Origin of the sequence: Tenacibaculum salmonis (assembly GCF_041053065.1) — a bacterium.
GTDB classification, from domain to species: Bacteria; Bacteroidota; Bacteroidia; order Flavobacteriales; family Flavobacteriaceae; genus Polaribacter; species Polaribacter pacificus_A.
The window spans coordinates 1,361,802-1,376,354 of sequence record NZ_JBFCVV010000001.1; the positions used below are offsets into that span (position 1 = coordinate 1,361,802).

Annotated in this window: 15 protein-coding genes; 6 read left to right on the forward strand and 9 right to left on the reverse strand. The window is 28.8% G+C overall.

Translation table 11 applies throughout. The features are described from left to right. Positions 1-3: 3 nt before the first annotated feature. The 6 genes from AB0T67_RS05900 to AB0T67_RS05925 all read right to left on the reverse strand — a co-directional run bounded on the left by AB0T67_RS05900 (position 4) and on the right by AB0T67_RS05925 (position 4,952). Positions 4-477, reverse strand: a complete 474-nt coding sequence (locus AB0T67_RS05900) for a TspO/MBR family protein (RefSeq protein WP_369219537.1) — start codon at positions 475-477, stop codon at positions 4-6. Further along, the gene (locus AB0T67_RS05905; protein WP_369219538.1) at positions 464-1,177 is read right to left on the reverse strand and encodes a lycopene cyclase domain-containing protein; all 714 of its coding nucleotides are present in this window, start codon (positions 1,175-1,177) and stop codon (positions 464-466) included. The genes AB0T67_RS05900 and AB0T67_RS05905 overlap by 14 nt, the downstream gene beginning before the upstream one ends. 14 nt (positions 1,178-1,191) lie before the next feature. Then, on the reverse strand, positions 1,192-1,638 hold the full coding sequence (locus tag AB0T67_RS05910; protein WP_369219539.1) for a sterol desaturase family protein: 447 nt from the start codon (positions 1,636-1,638) through the stop codon (positions 1,192-1,194). Next, positions 1,639-2,481 (reverse strand): phytoene/squalene synthase family protein, encoded by an 843-nt coding sequence (locus AB0T67_RS05915; RefSeq protein WP_369219540.1) that lies wholly within the window; start codon positions 2,479-2,481, stop codon positions 1,639-1,641. Positions 2,482-2,483: 2 nt separating this feature from the next. Beyond that, positions 2,484-3,947 (reverse strand): phytoene desaturase family protein, encoded by a 1,464-nt coding sequence (locus AB0T67_RS05920; protein WP_369219541.1) that lies wholly within the window; start codon positions 3,945-3,947, stop codon positions 2,484-2,486. Positions 3,948-4,058: 111 nt separating this feature from the next. Further along, on the reverse strand, positions 4,059-4,952 hold the full coding sequence (locus AB0T67_RS05925) for a MerR family transcriptional regulator (RefSeq protein WP_369219542.1): 894 nt from the start codon (positions 4,950-4,952) through the stop codon (positions 4,059-4,061). 108 nt (positions 4,953-5,060) lie between these two features. Between AB0T67_RS05925 and AB0T67_RS05930 the strand changes: the two genes are divergently transcribed. Then, a complete protein-coding gene (locus tag AB0T67_RS05930; protein WP_369219543.1) occupies positions 5,061-6,011 on the forward strand; it encodes a GSCFA domain-containing protein in 951 nt (316 codons plus the stop codon). Positions 6,012-6,020: 9 nt separating this feature from the next. Here AB0T67_RS05930 and AB0T67_RS05935 read toward each other — a convergent pair whose 3' ends face one another. Together AB0T67_RS05935 and AB0T67_RS05940 are read right to left on the reverse strand one after the other, a co-directional pair. Further along, entirely contained in the window at positions 6,021-6,335 is a 315-nt protein-coding gene (locus AB0T67_RS05935) for a rhodanese-like domain-containing protein (RefSeq protein ID WP_369219544.1), read from the reverse strand. A gap of 8 nt (positions 6,336-6,343) precedes the next feature. Beyond that, a complete protein-coding gene (locus tag AB0T67_RS05940; RefSeq protein ID WP_369219545.1) occupies positions 6,344-8,092 on the reverse strand; it encodes an aromatic amino acid hydroxylase in 1,749 nt (582 codons plus the stop codon). Between the two features lie 107 nt (positions 8,093-8,199). Between AB0T67_RS05940 and AB0T67_RS05945 the strand changes: the two genes are divergently transcribed. The 4 genes from AB0T67_RS05945 (at position 8,200) to AB0T67_RS05960 (ending at position 12,435) form a co-directional block, all read left to right on the forward strand. Next, a complete protein-coding gene (locus tag AB0T67_RS05945; RefSeq protein ID WP_369219546.1) occupies positions 8,200-8,973 on the forward strand; it encodes a M48 family metalloprotease in 774 nt (257 codons plus the stop codon). Between the two features lie 236 nt (positions 8,974-9,209). Next, a complete protein-coding gene (gene gpmI / locus AB0T67_RS05950; RefSeq protein WP_369219547.1) occupies positions 9,210-10,727 on the forward strand; it encodes a 2,3-bisphosphoglycerate-independent phosphoglycerate mutase in 1,518 nt (505 codons plus the stop codon). 65 nt (positions 10,728-10,792) lie between these two features. Further along, complete coding sequence (map, locus tag AB0T67_RS05955) at positions 10,793-11,596, forward strand: type I methionyl aminopeptidase (protein WP_369219548.1); 804 nt, start codon at positions 10,793-10,795, stop codon at positions 11,594-11,596. Between the two features lie 56 nt (positions 11,597-11,652). Next, a complete protein-coding gene (locus AB0T67_RS05960; protein ID WP_369219549.1) occupies positions 11,653-12,435 on the forward strand; it encodes a class I SAM-dependent methyltransferase in 783 nt (260 codons plus the stop codon). Here AB0T67_RS05960 and AB0T67_RS05965 read toward each other — a convergent pair. Then, on the reverse strand, positions 12,432-13,412 hold the full coding sequence (locus AB0T67_RS05965; RefSeq protein ID WP_369219550.1) for an FAD:protein FMN transferase: 981 nt from the start codon (positions 13,410-13,412) through the stop codon (positions 12,432-12,434). The two genes, AB0T67_RS05960 and AB0T67_RS05965, sit on opposite strands and share 4 nt — an antisense overlap. Before the next feature lie 123 nt (positions 13,413-13,535). Here AB0T67_RS05965 and AB0T67_RS05970 point away from each other — a divergent pair, with 123 nt between their 5' ends. Then, positions 13,536-14,384: an OmpA/MotB family protein gene (locus tag AB0T67_RS05970; RefSeq protein WP_369219551.1), complete on the forward strand. Its 849-nt coding sequence runs from the start codon at positions 13,536-13,538 to the stop codon at positions 14,382-14,384. Positions 14,385-14,553: the final 169 nt, after the last annotated feature.

Here is a 14,553-nt window from a genome sequence, read left to right on the forward strand (position 1 = left end):
ATTTTAGTTATAAAATACGATGTAGGCGTTTAAACTTGTTGCAATAGTCATCCATATTAAATATGGAAGTATAAATAATGTAATCCCTTTTAATTCTTTTAAATTTTTAAAAGTAAAATAACCGATTAACAACCATAATAAAGTAATAATTACTAATCCGATAAGAGTTAAATGTTGATTGAAAAAAAAGTAATTCCAACCTACGTTTAAAATCCACTGAACACTAAAAAGTATTGTCAGTTTTTTATCTAAAAAAGGAAAATTAAAACTCAATTTAGTCATATAAAAAGCAAACAACAACATAATTGTAGTCCAAGCTGCTCCAAAAACCCACCCTGCAGGTGTCCAAGGTGCTTTATTTAATGATAAATACCAATCTGTTTTCGGACCATCTTCCATCAATACAACACCAATTGCTAATGCTAAAAAATTAACAACTAAAAAGATTAAAAATCGTATATATTTATTTTGCTTCATATTTTAATTTTATGTGAAATTTCTTTAAATAATTAAATATCAATTGTACTGAAAATAATAGTGTAAAGGCATAAAAAACATCTTCAAAAGGAATTGTAAAAATTCTAAAATTTAAATTTTCTGCATTATTATACCAAACCACAGGAGCATCAATAAAACTTCCTGTTAAAATTCCATTTACTATTAAAAAAGGAACTAAAACAACCAAAAAACTCGGATAATATTCCTGTAAAGCTTTTAAGTTATATTTTAATCCGAAGAACATTAATACTAAAAAAACACTAAAGTTTACAGTTGTGTACCATTTTCCAAAATTGAAAATCAATAGTATAAATGCTATCAAAATCAACAAAAAACTCAACAATATAGTTACCGACTTAGACAACTTAAATTGAGGTGCTAAATGTTTTAAAACCTCATGCGTAAACAAACAAGCGTAAGGAATACAAAAGAAAAATAGCCATTCTTCAATTGGCATTTCAAATAATTTTATTCCTAAATAATAATCAGGATTAAAACCCCAAACACCAATTTTTGTAAAAAAAGCATCCCAAATTAAAAAAGGAATAGCTATCAATAAAATACTTATAAAAGCTATTTTAAAATATTGTATAAAATGAAATTTCTTCTCAAAAATACTATAAGCTAAAGGAATACTTAAACTTCCTAAATTTAATATCAGATATAAGTACTCACTCATTATTTTAATTATTTTTATTGTCTTGTTTTAAAATATTTAAACGGAACAAACAGCATTCCGAAACACTCACCATCTGGTTTACCTAAATGTTTGTGATGTATTTTATGTGCCTTTCGTAATCCTTTTAAATATTGATTATTCGTGTTTTTAAACCAATTGAAGCGTCTGTGAATTAAAACATCGTGAATTAAAAAATATGCTAATCCATAGAATAGAATTCCTAATCCTATAAAGAATAAATAATTTAATTCTGGATGAAATCCGAAGTAAAAAAGCAACATACTCGGTATGGCAAAAACCACGAAAAACGCATCATTTTTTTCAAAAACATGAGGATAGCCAGGTTGATGATGGTCTTCATGTAAATACCAGCCAAAACCGTGCATTATATATTTATGAGTACACCATGTAACACCCTCCATTACTATAAAAGTTAACAGTGTGGTTATTATAAACAACATTTAAATAAGATTTAATTTATACTTTACGTAACTTCTTGCCAATAAATTAATTTTCATTGGGTCAGATATTCTAATTCTAGTATCCATTATTTCTGATGATGGCGTTAATTTTAACTTCTTTAAAAGTTTTTTATAATATCTATACGCCATAAAAACACCAAATTTAGCTTCTACAGGTAATTTTAATATTCCATTTTCATAGGCATAATCAAAATCAGCTTCAATATCTTTTATTATCGTTTCTTTAGATTGTTTATTTAACTCTTTTAAATCGATATCAGGAAAATAAGAACGATTTAAAACCTCTAAATCATCTTTTAAATCTCTTAAAAAATTAACCTTTTGAAAAGCTGACCCTAAACGCATTGCTGCATCTTTTAATTGATGATATTTCTGTTCATCTCCATTTACAAAAACCCTTAAACACATTAAACCTACTACATCTGCAGAGCCATAAATATATTCTTTATACTGTTGTTCTGTTGTATATTCAGTTTTATATAAATCGGCTTTCATACTTTTTAAGAAAGCTTGTATTAAATCATCTGTTATTTTATACTTATTAACTGTTTGTACAAATGAATTTAAAATAGGATTTAAACTAATACCTGCTTTTTTTGACAAATAATACTCGTTTTCAAACCTGATTAATAAATCTTCTTTATCATATTTATGAAAAGAATCTACAATTTCATCTGCAAAACGGACAAAACCATAAATATTATAAATAGCAGAACGTATATTAGGTGATAACATTCTAGTGGCTAAAGAAAAAGAAGTGCTGTATTTTTGAGTAACTAACTTACTGCAATCGTAAGAAACCTCATCAAATAATTGTTTCATTTTTAATGGTGTTTTAAAATTAAATCTGAAGCTATTTTACCCGAAATTAATGACGGTGGTACCCCCGGTCCTGGAACCGTTAATTGTCCTGTAAAAAATAAATTCTTTACTTTCTTACTTTTTATTTTTGGTCTTAAAAAAGCTGTTTGTGTTAAAATATTTGCTAATCCGTAGGCATTACCTTTATACGAGTTGTAATCTTTTACAAAATCACTAACACAAAAACTTTCTTTAAATATAATATTTTCTTTTACAGATTGCTGTGTTAATTTCTCTAATCTACTAATAATTAAATTAAAATACTTTTCTCTAAGCTCTGGAGTATCTTCAATACCTGGTGCTATGGGAATTAAAAAAGTAGCAGCTTCTTTATTAATTGGCGCAAAAGAATCTTCTGTTAATGAAGGGAAACTGGCATAAAACATCGGATCTTTTGGCCAACTTGGATTATCATATATTGATGCAGCATGTACGTCAAAATCGGTATCAAAAAATAATGTATGATGACAAACATTTTTTAATTTTTTATCAAAACCAACATAAAATAATAATGATGAAGGTGCAAAAACTTTTTTATCCCAATATTTTTCAGAATACTGTCTGTATGCTTTGGGTAATAATGTTTCTGTGTGATGATAATCTGCGCCACTCAAAATAATATCCGAAGTAATAAAATCACCATTCACAACTAAACCAGTAGCTTCACCTAATTGATTAAGTTTAATTTCTTCAACATTCGCTTCAGTTTTAAAAGTTACGCCTAAATCTTTAGCCAAAGTTATCATTGCTTCAATAACTTTATACATTCCTCCTTTCGGATGCCAAGTTCCTAAAACAAAATCTGCATAATTCATAAAGTTATAAAAAGCAGGAGTGTTACTTGGTTTTGCACCTAAAAATAAAACAGGAAATTCTAAAATTTGAATTAATTTTTTACTTTTTATTTTTTTACGAACTGCTTTTCTAATCGTTGAAAAAAACTGTGTTATTTTTCCAATCGTAACAGGAGTTACCAATTCTAAAGGCGAAACCCCTGGATTATATACTAAATCGTTTATAGAAACATCATAATTATATGCTGCTGATTTTAAAAACTCTTTTAAATGAATAGAACTACCTTTTTCTTCTGCTTCAAAAATTTCATAAATCTCTTCAACGCTACCTGGTATTGTTATAGAATCTGCTATATCAAAATAAACTTGATATGCAGGGTCTAACTTTTCTAATTCATAATAATCTGAAGGTTTTTTACCAAAATCTGCAAAAAATTTTTCAAAAACATCTGGCATCCAATACCATGTTGGACCAATATCAAAAGTAAATCCATCTTTTATTAATTGACGAGCTCTACCTCCTACTGTTTCATTTTTTTCTAAAATTACAACATCATATCCTGCTTTCGCTAAATAACAAGAAGCTGATAATGATGAAAAACCGGAACCTATTATATGTATTGTTTTTTTCAATGGTATGTTTTCTAAGGATTAATAATTTGCTATTTAACAGATAAAATAATTAGACCATTCAAAACTACAATTTTTGTTTAACAAAAACAAGTATTAGTTAAACAAAATAATTTACAAAACTTTTAGAAACTCTATAACAGAACTATAAAGAGAAATATTTGCTTCAAAATTTACATCTTTTACTTTTGATGTTTTATTACCTACAGCAATAAATTGATGTTTTTTACCTTTTAAAGCTATCTCTATTTCTTGAAAGTAATCCATTATTTTATCGTCATAAGGCTGAACAGTTAATGAGGTGATAAATCGTACTTCGGTATCACTTTCAAAAAAATAATTTAAATTACTTAATGGTAAACTCTGTCCTAAATATATAGTTTTATTTCCTCTTAAAACCAATTCATAATTTAAATACATCAATCCTAATTCATGAATTTCATTTTCGGGTAAAAACAACACATAAATAACCTCTGAATCTATTATTGAATACTCTAATCTTTCGGTACTAATTTGAATTTTCTGAGCTATTAAATTCGATATAAAATGTTCGTGTGCGTGTAATAATGTATCTGTTTGCCACAATAATCCTATATGATTTAAAAAAGGCACAAAAACATCTTTAAAAATTTCTCTAAATGTTTTTTTGTTTAATAATTGATTATAAGTATTATTAAATAAAACTTTATCAAATTGAAACATTGCCATTTTTAAAGAGTTTATAGCTTCATCACTTACAGCAGTTTTAAAAGCTAATTCTCTTGCCACTAGCAAAATATCTTTATCAGACATTTGTGAAATTTTAGATATTTTGTAATTGTTTTTATTTAACAAAACAACATTTAACAATTTCAATAAATTTTCTGAAGAGTAATATCTAATATTAGTATCGGTTCTTTCTGGCGATAATAAATTATATCGCTTTTCCCAAATACGAATAGTATGTGCTTTAATTCCTGAAATATTTTCAAGGTCTTTTATTGTAAATGACTTCTTTATATTGTTCAATTTATTTTATTTTTTATTAAACAAAGATACGTTTTTCATTCAAATTAATCTAAAGACTTATAAATTGACTTTTTTATCTTTATTTTTGATGCTGATTATTTTTATAAAATGAAGCTTCAAACACTAATACCTTTAAAAAAACAACCTCATCATTTAATTAACTACAACTCAAAGTTACTTTTATTAGGTTCTTGTTTTTCTGAAAACATCGGAAATAAATTATCATTTTATAAATTTCAATCAGAACAAAATCCATTTGGAATTTTATTTCATCCTAAAGCTATTGAAAAATTAATTACGGATGCTATTAATCAAAAAAAATATACAGAAGAAGATATTTTTTTACACAATGAATCTTGGCATTGTTTTGATGCACATTCTAGTTTAAGTTCTTCGGATAAAAAAGAAATTTTAAATAATTTAAACACTGCAAATACGGCAACATTTGAGCATTTAAAAAATGTGAGTCATCTAATAATTACACTCGGAACTTCATGGGTTTATCGTAAAATTTCTTCGGATGCTATTGTAGCGAATTGCCATAAAATTCCGCAGAAATTTTTTTTAAAAGAAATTTTAACTATTGATGAAATCACTGAAAGTTTAGATGCTATTATTGCTTTAACAAAATCTGTTAATCCTGATATTTCAATTATTTTCACAGTTTCGCCAGTACGTCATTTAAAAGATGGTTTTATTGAAAACCAACAAAGTAAAGCGCATTTATTAAGTGCGATTCATTCAATTACTGATGCTAAAAAGAACATTTATTACTTTCCTTCTTATGAAATTATGATGGATGAATTACGTGATTATCGTTTTTACGCAGAAGATATGATTCATCCAAATAATACAGCAATCAATTATATTTGGGAAAAATTTATACAAGTTTGGTTTTCTGAAAACACCAAAACAACGATGAAAGAAGTTGAAATAATTCAAAAAGGATTGGCACATCGTTCTTTTAATCCGACATCGGAAGCACATCAGAAATTTTTAAAAAATATTGCACAAAAAAAGGAAACACTTCAAAAAGTATTTCCTTTTATTAAATTTTAAAAGCAGTACTTATTTTGTTAAATACTGATCTACATTTTCCCAAGGACCACCGTTAATAATATCGATTCCTTGTGCTAATAAAAAGTCAGTTGCCTGACCACTTCTAGCGCCACTTCTACAAACAGCAATTACAGGTTTTCCCCATGCTTTAATTTCGTCAGCACTTGTAGGTATTGTTGTTAAAACAATGTGTTTTGCTCCTTCAGAATGCCCTTCATTCCATTCTCCTAAAGTTCTTACATCTAAAATAACTGCTTCTTTTGCTAAATACTCTTGTATCTCTTTACTCATGTTTTTCTTTCTAAATAAGTTAAATAATCCCATTTGTTGTATTATTTCTCAGACAACAAATATAATCCGTTTTCTATTAATGCTTTGTAACCATTGTTACTTTTTAAGCTTTCTAAATATTTTTTTAAGGTGATTTTTATTGAAAAATCATTATTAAAAGCTAATTCGTATAATTCTAAAGCTAATAACCAATCTTTTGGATATTCATTTTTAAGTATCTCTAAAATTCTTTCAATTGTCTTTTCGTTAATATTATTTTCTTCTCTATACTTTCTTACATCAGTATATATTTGATATAATTTATTATCAGCTTCTGAATATTTAATTTTATGTGTTTTCGTTTCAGAAACCTTACTTATATCTTCAAAAGAAGCAACATCGGCAGATCCTGAATATGCAGAAACTAATTCTTTTCCTATTGCCATATCGTAAATTCCCCAAGATGGTTCAAATAAAATTTGCTCCTTATAAGTAACGGTACAATCTTTTAAAGACACGATTAAAATTTTGCCTCGTAAATCTCGTGTTCCTGTAATTATTTTACCAGCAACAACTACACCACTTTCAAATTCTAGATTTATTATTTCGCCTTCATAAATTCCGTAGGCTTTTAAATCGCGCGGACTCATATCTTCAATAGGCAAATTAATTCCTTTTAATTTTCCTACGGGACTTCCGAAACCTTCGGCATGATAACTAATTCCGTGACCAATTAATTCTTTATCTCTGTTTGATAAAGCAGTATTTCCTGTTGTTTGTATATAGGCGATTTTCCCTTTTTCATCTTCAATAACATTGGTAAATACTCCTGATATTTGAATTCCTGTACTTAATTCAACAGTTCCTAAATTTTTAGAATTGATTAACTTTTCAACGCCTTTTAAACCTCCTGTTCTAAGTGCCATTGTATTAGCAAATTCATCTAAAACTAAACTTAAATACGCAAAATTTGGCGTAACAAATAACTGAGGTTGTGGTTTTGTAATATCAAAATTCTGAGTAGCTGCGGCAACTGAATACGGAACTTTTTTAACTTCCGATTGCATACACCATTTACTTTCTCCTATGGATGACAATAAACCTGCGCCGTATATCTTCGGGTTTTCAGGCGTTCCGATTAAACCATATTCAACTGTCCACCAATGCAAGTTTCTTATTTGTGCCATTTCAGATAATTCGCCCATATTATCCTGTAACCAAGTTACCTTTTCTTGTGCGTCATCTATTGATTTTTTAGTCGCATTAGGATTTTCTTTTAAAATAGATAATAAACGAATTGCTTCATACATTTCATAATCTTTTGATGATGAAATTGCTTTTGAACCTATTTCACCAAAACGACGTAAATATTCTGAATATTCTGGATTGGCAATAATTGGCGCATGCCCTGCCGCTTCATGAATAATATCTGGTGCAGGCGTATATTCAATATGATTTATAGTACGTATATCAGAAGCAATTACCAATACATTATAGGCTTGAAATTCCATAAAAGCATTTGGAGGAATAAATCCATCAACAGAAACTGCCGACCAACCAATTTCTTTTAAAATACGATTCATTCCTTCCATATAAGGAATGTTATTTATTGATATTCCTGTTTTTTCTAATCCTTTTAAATATGATGAATGAGCAACTTTACCTAAATAATCAACATTCATACGCATTACATATCGCCAAACCGCTTGATTTTGGGCGGTATATTCCTCGTATGGTTGTTTTACGATAAATTTATATAAGTGCTTTGGCAACTTTTTAGTTACTTCATTTAATTCGAAATGAGGATTCATATTATTATATATTTTTGCTTTGTAAATTTAAGTTTTTTATGTTTGATATTTATTAAATTATATATTTTGTATCTTTACTTTCATCAAAAAAAAATAAAAAATAGACTATGAGAAATCGCGGAAGTGCAAAAGTTAAACTTTTAATTGGTGCTGCTATCGCACTTTTTGCTTTATTTAAATACTGTTCTAGTGCAGAGGTAAATCCTTATACAGGTAAAAAACAACATATTTCTATTTCTCCAAAACAAGAAATTGCTATCGGTTTAAGTAGCGCACCACAAATGGCACAGCAACACGGAGGTTTATATCCTAGCCAAAAACATCAAGATTTAGTTGACAAAATTGGGAAAGAATTAGTAGATAATAGTATTGCTAGAGAATCTGGATATCCTTTTGAATTTCATTTATTAAGAGATGATAGAACTATCAACGCTTTTGCTTTACCTGGCGGACAAGTTTTTATAACGTTTGCATTATTCAATAAATTAAAAAACAAAGACCAATTAGCAGGTGTTTTAGGTCATGAAATTGGACACGTTATAGGGCGACATTCGGCAGCTCGTATGGCAAAACAAGATTTAACACAAGGTTTACTTTCGGGCGCTTCTGTTGGTTTTGACCCAAGTACCGCACAAGGAATGGCAGGAATTGCGAATGTTATTAACATGAAATATGGTAGAGGTGACGAATTAGAAAGTGACGAAATTGGCGTTAAATTAATGCTTGATGCTGGTTATAATCCTGAAAGTTTAATTGGCGTAATGCAAATTTTAAAAGCTGCTGCAGGACCTAACAAAACTCCAGAATTTCAAAGTACTCACCCCGACCCTGAAAATAGAATCGAAAAAATTAAAAGTGCTATTCGTAAGTATCGTAAATAAATATTAAAAAATAACTAAAAATGCTTTTAGATGATTTCTGAAAGCATTTTTTTAGCACAAAACCCTAGCCCCGATTGAAGCATTTGTTTGAGCTCTTTTTTTGATTTTTCTTCAAAAAAAAGCGAGTGCGGAAAGCGGGAAATTGCTTCAAATTATTTTTATAATAAATAATCCATTTAGTTATTTTTTATAAAACGATAAAATCTTTCTTATTTTTACCGTCCAATTCAATAAAAATGAACAAAAAAGTTATTTTAATGATACTTGACGGCTGGGGAATTACCCAAGATCCAAAAGTATCTGCTATATACAATGCCAAAACTCCGTTTATAAATTCTTTATACGACAAATTTCCACACGCAGAATTGCGTACCGATGGAAATCATGTTGGATTACCCGAAGGGCAAATGGGAAATTCAGAAGTTGGACACATGAATTTAGGTGCTGGTAGAATTGTATATCAGAATCTTGCAAAAATCAACAAAGCTGTTGAACAAGGTACGTTAGCGCAAGAAACTGAATTATTAAAAGCGTTTGATTATGCCAAGAAAAACAATAAAAATGTTCACTTTTTAGGATTGGTTTCTAATGGCGGAATTCATTCTCATATAAATCATACAAAAGGATTGCTTAGTGCTGCCGCTGATTTTGGTTTATCGGATGTTTTTTTACACGCTTTTACTGATGGTCGTGATTGTGATCCTAAATCTGGAAAATATTTTATCAACGATATTCAGGAACACATGCAAAAAACAACTGGTGAATTGGCAACAATTACAGGTCGTTATTTTGCTATGGATAGAGATAATCGTTGGGAAAGAGTGCAATTAGCATACGATGCTTTAGTAAATGGAAAAGGCGATTTTTCTACAGATGCTACTCAAAGTATTCAAAAAAGCTATGATGAAAATGTTACCGATGAATTCGTAAAACCTATTATTATCGTTGATGAAAAAAATCAACCTAAAACAACTATTAAAGAAGATGATGTTGTTATCTTTTTTAATTTTAGAACAGATAGAGGTCGTGAATTAACCGAAATTCTGAATCAGAAAGATTTTCCAGAACTTGATACCAAAAAATTACCATTATACTTTGTTACCATGACAAATTATGATGAAACTTTTAAAGATATTAAAGTAATTTACAATAGTAATAATATTGAAAATACTTTAGGTGAGGTTTTAGAAAACGCAGGCAAAACTCAAATTAGAATTGCTGAAACAGAGAAATATCCGCACGTAACATTTTTCTTTTCTGGAGGAAGAGAACAAGAATTTAAAGGTGAAAAACGTTTATTATGTCCGTCGCCAAAAGTAGCAACTTACGATTTACAACCAGAAATGAGCGCTTACGAAATTCGTGATGCAATTGTTCCTGAATTAAAAGAAGGCGCTGTTGATTTTGTATGTTTAAACTTTGCAAATGGCGATATGGTTGGTCATACAGGTGTTTTTGAAGCAGCAGTAAAAGCTTGTGAAACGGTTGATAATTGCGTAAAAGATGTAATTACAACAGCTTTAGAAAACGATTATACAACTATTGTAATTGCCGATCATGGGAATTGTGAAACAATGATAAATCCTGATGGTTCACCAAATACAGCTCACACCACAAACCCTGTACCAATGGTTTTGGTTGATAAAGAATTAAAAAATATAAAAAGCGGTGTTTTAGGTGATATTGCACCAACTATTTTACATTTAATGAATGTACCTCAACCTAAAGAAATGACACAAAATTCGTTAATTTAAAGATTTAAGTATTTCGAATTTTAAAATCAAAAATAACCGTAAATTTGCCTTTCAATATTTTTAAGATGATCAAACCAAAAACTAGAGAAGAAATAGAAATAATGCGTGAAAGTGCATTAATAGTATCAAAAACTTTAGGAATGTTAGCTAAAGAGGTAAAACCTGGAGTTTCTACTTTATACTTAGATAAACTTGCTGAAGATTTTATCCGTGCAGAAGGAGCAATCCCTGGTTTTTTAGGATTATATGATTTTCCAAATACACTTTGTATGAGTCCAAACTCACAAGTTGTACACGGAATTCCTAACAAAACTCCTTTAATTGAAGGCGATATTATTTCGATTGATTGTGGAGCTCTTAAAAATGGTTTTTACGGAGATCATGCCTACACATTTGCTGTTGGTGAAATTGCTGCTGAAACTAAAAAATTATTAGACGTAACTAGAGAAAGTTTATACGTTGGTATTCGTGAATTAAAAGTAGGAAATCGTGTTGGTGATGTTGGTTTTGCTATTCAAAACTTTACTGAAAAACATGGTTACGGAGTAGTTCGTGAATTGGTTGGTCATGGTTTAGGACGTGTAATGCACGAAGATCCTGAAATGCCAAATTACGGTCAAAGAGGTCGTGGTAAAAAGTTTATTGAAGGTATGGTTGTAGCCATTGAACCGATGACAAACTTAGGAACTCACAAGATTTTACAACATGATGACGGTTGGACAATTACAACTTTAGACAACAAGCCTTCTGCTCATTTTGAACATGATGTTGCTATTGTTAATGGAAAACCAGAATTACTTTCTACCTTTAAATATGTACACGAAGCGTTAGGTATTGAAACTAACGAAGAAGACGAATTTAGAGCATAAAAAATATAAATCAGCCTTTACTTATTTTAAAGGCTGGTTTTTTAATTTATTACTAGTTGAAAATATTCAAATCCATATTAAATACCATTCCACGACCTTTATTAATTAAAGCTAGTTATTTGGTTAGTCCAATAATTGCATGGTGGTTAAAAGGTGATGTTTTTACCGATCCTATTGACGGAAAATCATTTCGAAAATTTTTGCCTTACGGATATGGAATTCAAAGAGAAAACGCACTTTCTCCTTCTACTTTATCCTTAGAAAGACATCGTTTATTATGGTTGTATTTACAAAATGAAACTACTTTTTTATCTTCAAAAAATTCTTCGGATAAAAAACTAAAAGTACTTCATATTGCACCTGAACAATGCTTTTTAGATATCTTCAGAAAACAAAAAAACTTAGATTATATTACTTCTGATTTAGAATCGCCAATTGCTGATGTAAAAGCAAATATTTGCGATTTACCTTTTAAAGACAATGAATTTGATGTTGTTTTTTGTAATCATGTTTTAGAACATATTACGGATGATACCAAAGCAATGCAAGAATTATACAGAGTTTTAAAAGTTGGCGGATTTGGTGTTTTTCAGATTCCGCAAGATTTATCAAGAGAAAAAACCTTTGAAGACGATTCAATTACCGATGAAAAGGAACGCACAAAAATATTCGGACAATACGACCATGTACGTGTTTATGGTCGTGATTATTTTGACAAACTTCGCTCAATAGGTTTTAAAGTTGATGAGGTTGATTTCACAAAAAAAATCGCTCCAGAAAAACTAGAACGATTTGCTTTAATGAAAGGCGAAATTTTACCTGTATGTTTTAAGAATTAATTTAGAAACTCTTTCAATTCATTATTTTTATCATTATATAATAGGACAACTTTTAACTCAGGATATTTTTGTAAAAACGCTTTAGTTTTTTCTAATCCCATAGCTAAAAAAGCTGTTGCATAAGCATCTACATCGGCACAATCGCCTTTTAATCGCACTGAAACACTTAATAAATTACTTTCATTAGCTAAACCTGTTTTAGCATTAATAGTATGTACAATTTTTTTACCATTTCCATTTAGTTTAAATTTTCGATAATTACCAGAAGTAGCCATTGATTCATTATCCAACGAAATTATTTTTTGAAGTGAGCGTGTTCCATCAATATTTGGTTTTTCTATGGCAACTTTCCATAATTTACCATTCTTTTTTCCTCTTGCTCTAATTTCACCTCCAATTTCAATTAAATAATTGTTGATTTTTTTATCCTCTAAAAACCGACCGATAATATCAACACCGTATCCTTTAGCAAAAGCATTTACATTAAATTCAATCTGATCTGATTGACGATATACTTTATTATTTTTCAATACAACTTTATCAAAACCAACATCAATCATTAATTTTTTAATTTCTTCGGATGATAAATTTTTACGCTCCTTACCCGACCCAAATCCGTAAGCATTAATTAATTTACCAATTGTAGGATCAAAATAACCATCTGTTTCTTTATATATTTTTTTCGCTTTTGCAAAAACTTCAATAAACATATCATCAACAACTACGGTAGTATCGCCTTTATTTATCTTTGAAATATCCGAAGTTGGTAAATACGTAGATAATGAATTATTAACTAAACTAAATAAACTATCTATTGATTTTTGATAATTAGCTTTATTTTCATTTTCAAAATAAGTAATATTATAAGTTGTACCAAAAACAAAGCCTTGTAACTTATTTTTTGATGATTCTTTTTTTTGTGTACAAGAAAGAAAAAGTATAAAAAAAGATACTATGTAAGTTAATTTATGAATCATTTTTGAAATTTAACGACAAAAATAATTTATTATCAGTTCATAAAAGATTGTTAATTCTATTTTTTTGCAGGTTGCTTTTCATAAATTTGCATTTTACTATTATTAATACCTAAACAGTATAAAATGAAGAATTTTTTTATATTCATTGCTAGTTCTTTTTTATTAGCATCATGTGTTTCTACCAAAGAACTAAATGCCTTAAAAACAAAACATCAAAAAACAAAAAATGAGTTATCTGCAGTAAAAGCAAATCTTACTAAATGTTTAATCCAAAAAGAAAGCTGTGAAGACAAGGTAAATACCTTAAAATCTTCAGTAGGTGATTTAAAACAAGACAAGCAAAACTCATTAAAACAAGTAGAAAACTTAACCGTTTTAAGTAAAGGAGCAAATGATAATATCAAAGAAACTTTAACACAGTTAAGTAAAAAAGATAAATATATAAACAGAATTAGAGCTGCTAATTCTAAAAAAGATTCTTTAAACTTAGCCGTTGCTTTTCACTTAAAGAAACAATTACAACAAGGTATTGATGATGAAGATATCGTTATTAATGTAGAAAAAACAGTTGTTTTTATCTCAATTTCAGATAAATTATTATTTAAAAGTGGAAGTTATACTATTTCAGAAGAAGCTTCTAAAGTTTTAGGAAAAGTAGCTACAGTTATAAATGCTCAGCCAGAAATGGATGTTATGATAGAAGGTCATACAGATGATACACCTGTTACAAAAGGATCTAGCATCAAAGATAACTGGGGATTAAGTGTTTTACGTTCAACAGCTATTGTACGTGATCTTCAAAATAAATATAACGTAGCTCCTAATCGATTAATCGCAGCAGGTAGAGGTAGTTATGTACCTTTAGTAGCCAATGACACTCCTGAAAACAAAGCAAAAAATAGAAGAACAAAAATTATTATTCTTCCTCGTTTAAATCAATTCTTTGAATTGTTAGAGCAAAAAACAGAATAATTTAGTTACTCTTTTCATAAAAAATAAAAAAACGTGCAAATGCACGTTTTTTTTATTTGAAAGAAATTAAACTAACTCACTATTTGTCAATCAAATAATTAGCCGTATATTTGCAGTCCTTTTTTAAGGAGAAATTTATATATTAATAAACAAAAACTAATCGTGTAAT

Excerpts from the sequence above, each read along its gene's own strand:
- AB0T67_RS05900 (WP_369219537.1), bottom strand. The coding sequence starts at position 477 with ATGAAGCAAAATAAATATATACGATTTTTAATCTTTTTAGTTGTTAAT.
- AB0T67_RS05905 (WP_369219538.1), bottom strand. The coding sequence starts at position 1,177 with ATGAGTGAGTACTTATATCTGATATTAAATTTAGGAAGTTTAAGTATT.
- AB0T67_RS05910 (WP_369219539.1), bottom strand. The coding sequence starts at position 1,638 with ATGTTGTTTATAATAACCACACTGTTAACTTTTATAGTAATGGAGGGT.
- AB0T67_RS05915 (WP_369219540.1), bottom strand. The coding sequence starts at position 2,481 with ATGAAACAATTATTTGATGAGGTTTCTTACGATTGCAGTAAGTTAGTT.
- AB0T67_RS05930 (WP_369219543.1), top strand. The coding sequence starts at position 5,061 with ATGAAGCTTCAAACACTAATACCTTTAAAAAAACAACCTCATCATTTA.
- AB0T67_RS05935 (WP_369219544.1), bottom strand. The coding sequence starts at position 6,335 with ATGGGATTATTTAACTTATTTAGAAAGAAAAACATGAGTAAAGAGATA.
- AB0T67_RS05940 (WP_369219545.1), bottom strand. The coding sequence starts at position 8,092 with ATGAATCCTCATTTCGAATTAAATGAAGTAACTAAAAAGTTGCCAAAG.
- AB0T67_RS05945 (WP_369219546.1), top strand. The coding sequence starts at position 8,200 with ATGAGAAATCGCGGAAGTGCAAAAGTTAAACTTTTAATTGGTGCTGCT.
- gpmI (WP_369219547.1), top strand. The coding sequence starts at position 9,210 with ATGAACAAAAAAGTTATTTTAATGATACTTGACGGCTGGGGAATTACC.
- map (WP_369219548.1), top strand. The coding sequence starts at position 10,793 with ATGATCAAACCAAAAACTAGAGAAGAAATAGAAATAATGCGTGAAAGT.
- AB0T67_RS05965 (WP_369219550.1), bottom strand. The coding sequence starts at position 13,412 with ATGATTCATAAATTAACTTACATAGTATCTTTTTTTATACTTTTTCTT.
- AB0T67_RS05970 (WP_369219551.1), top strand. The coding sequence starts at position 13,536 with ATGAAGAATTTTTTTATATTCATTGCTAGTTCTTTTTTATTAGCATCA.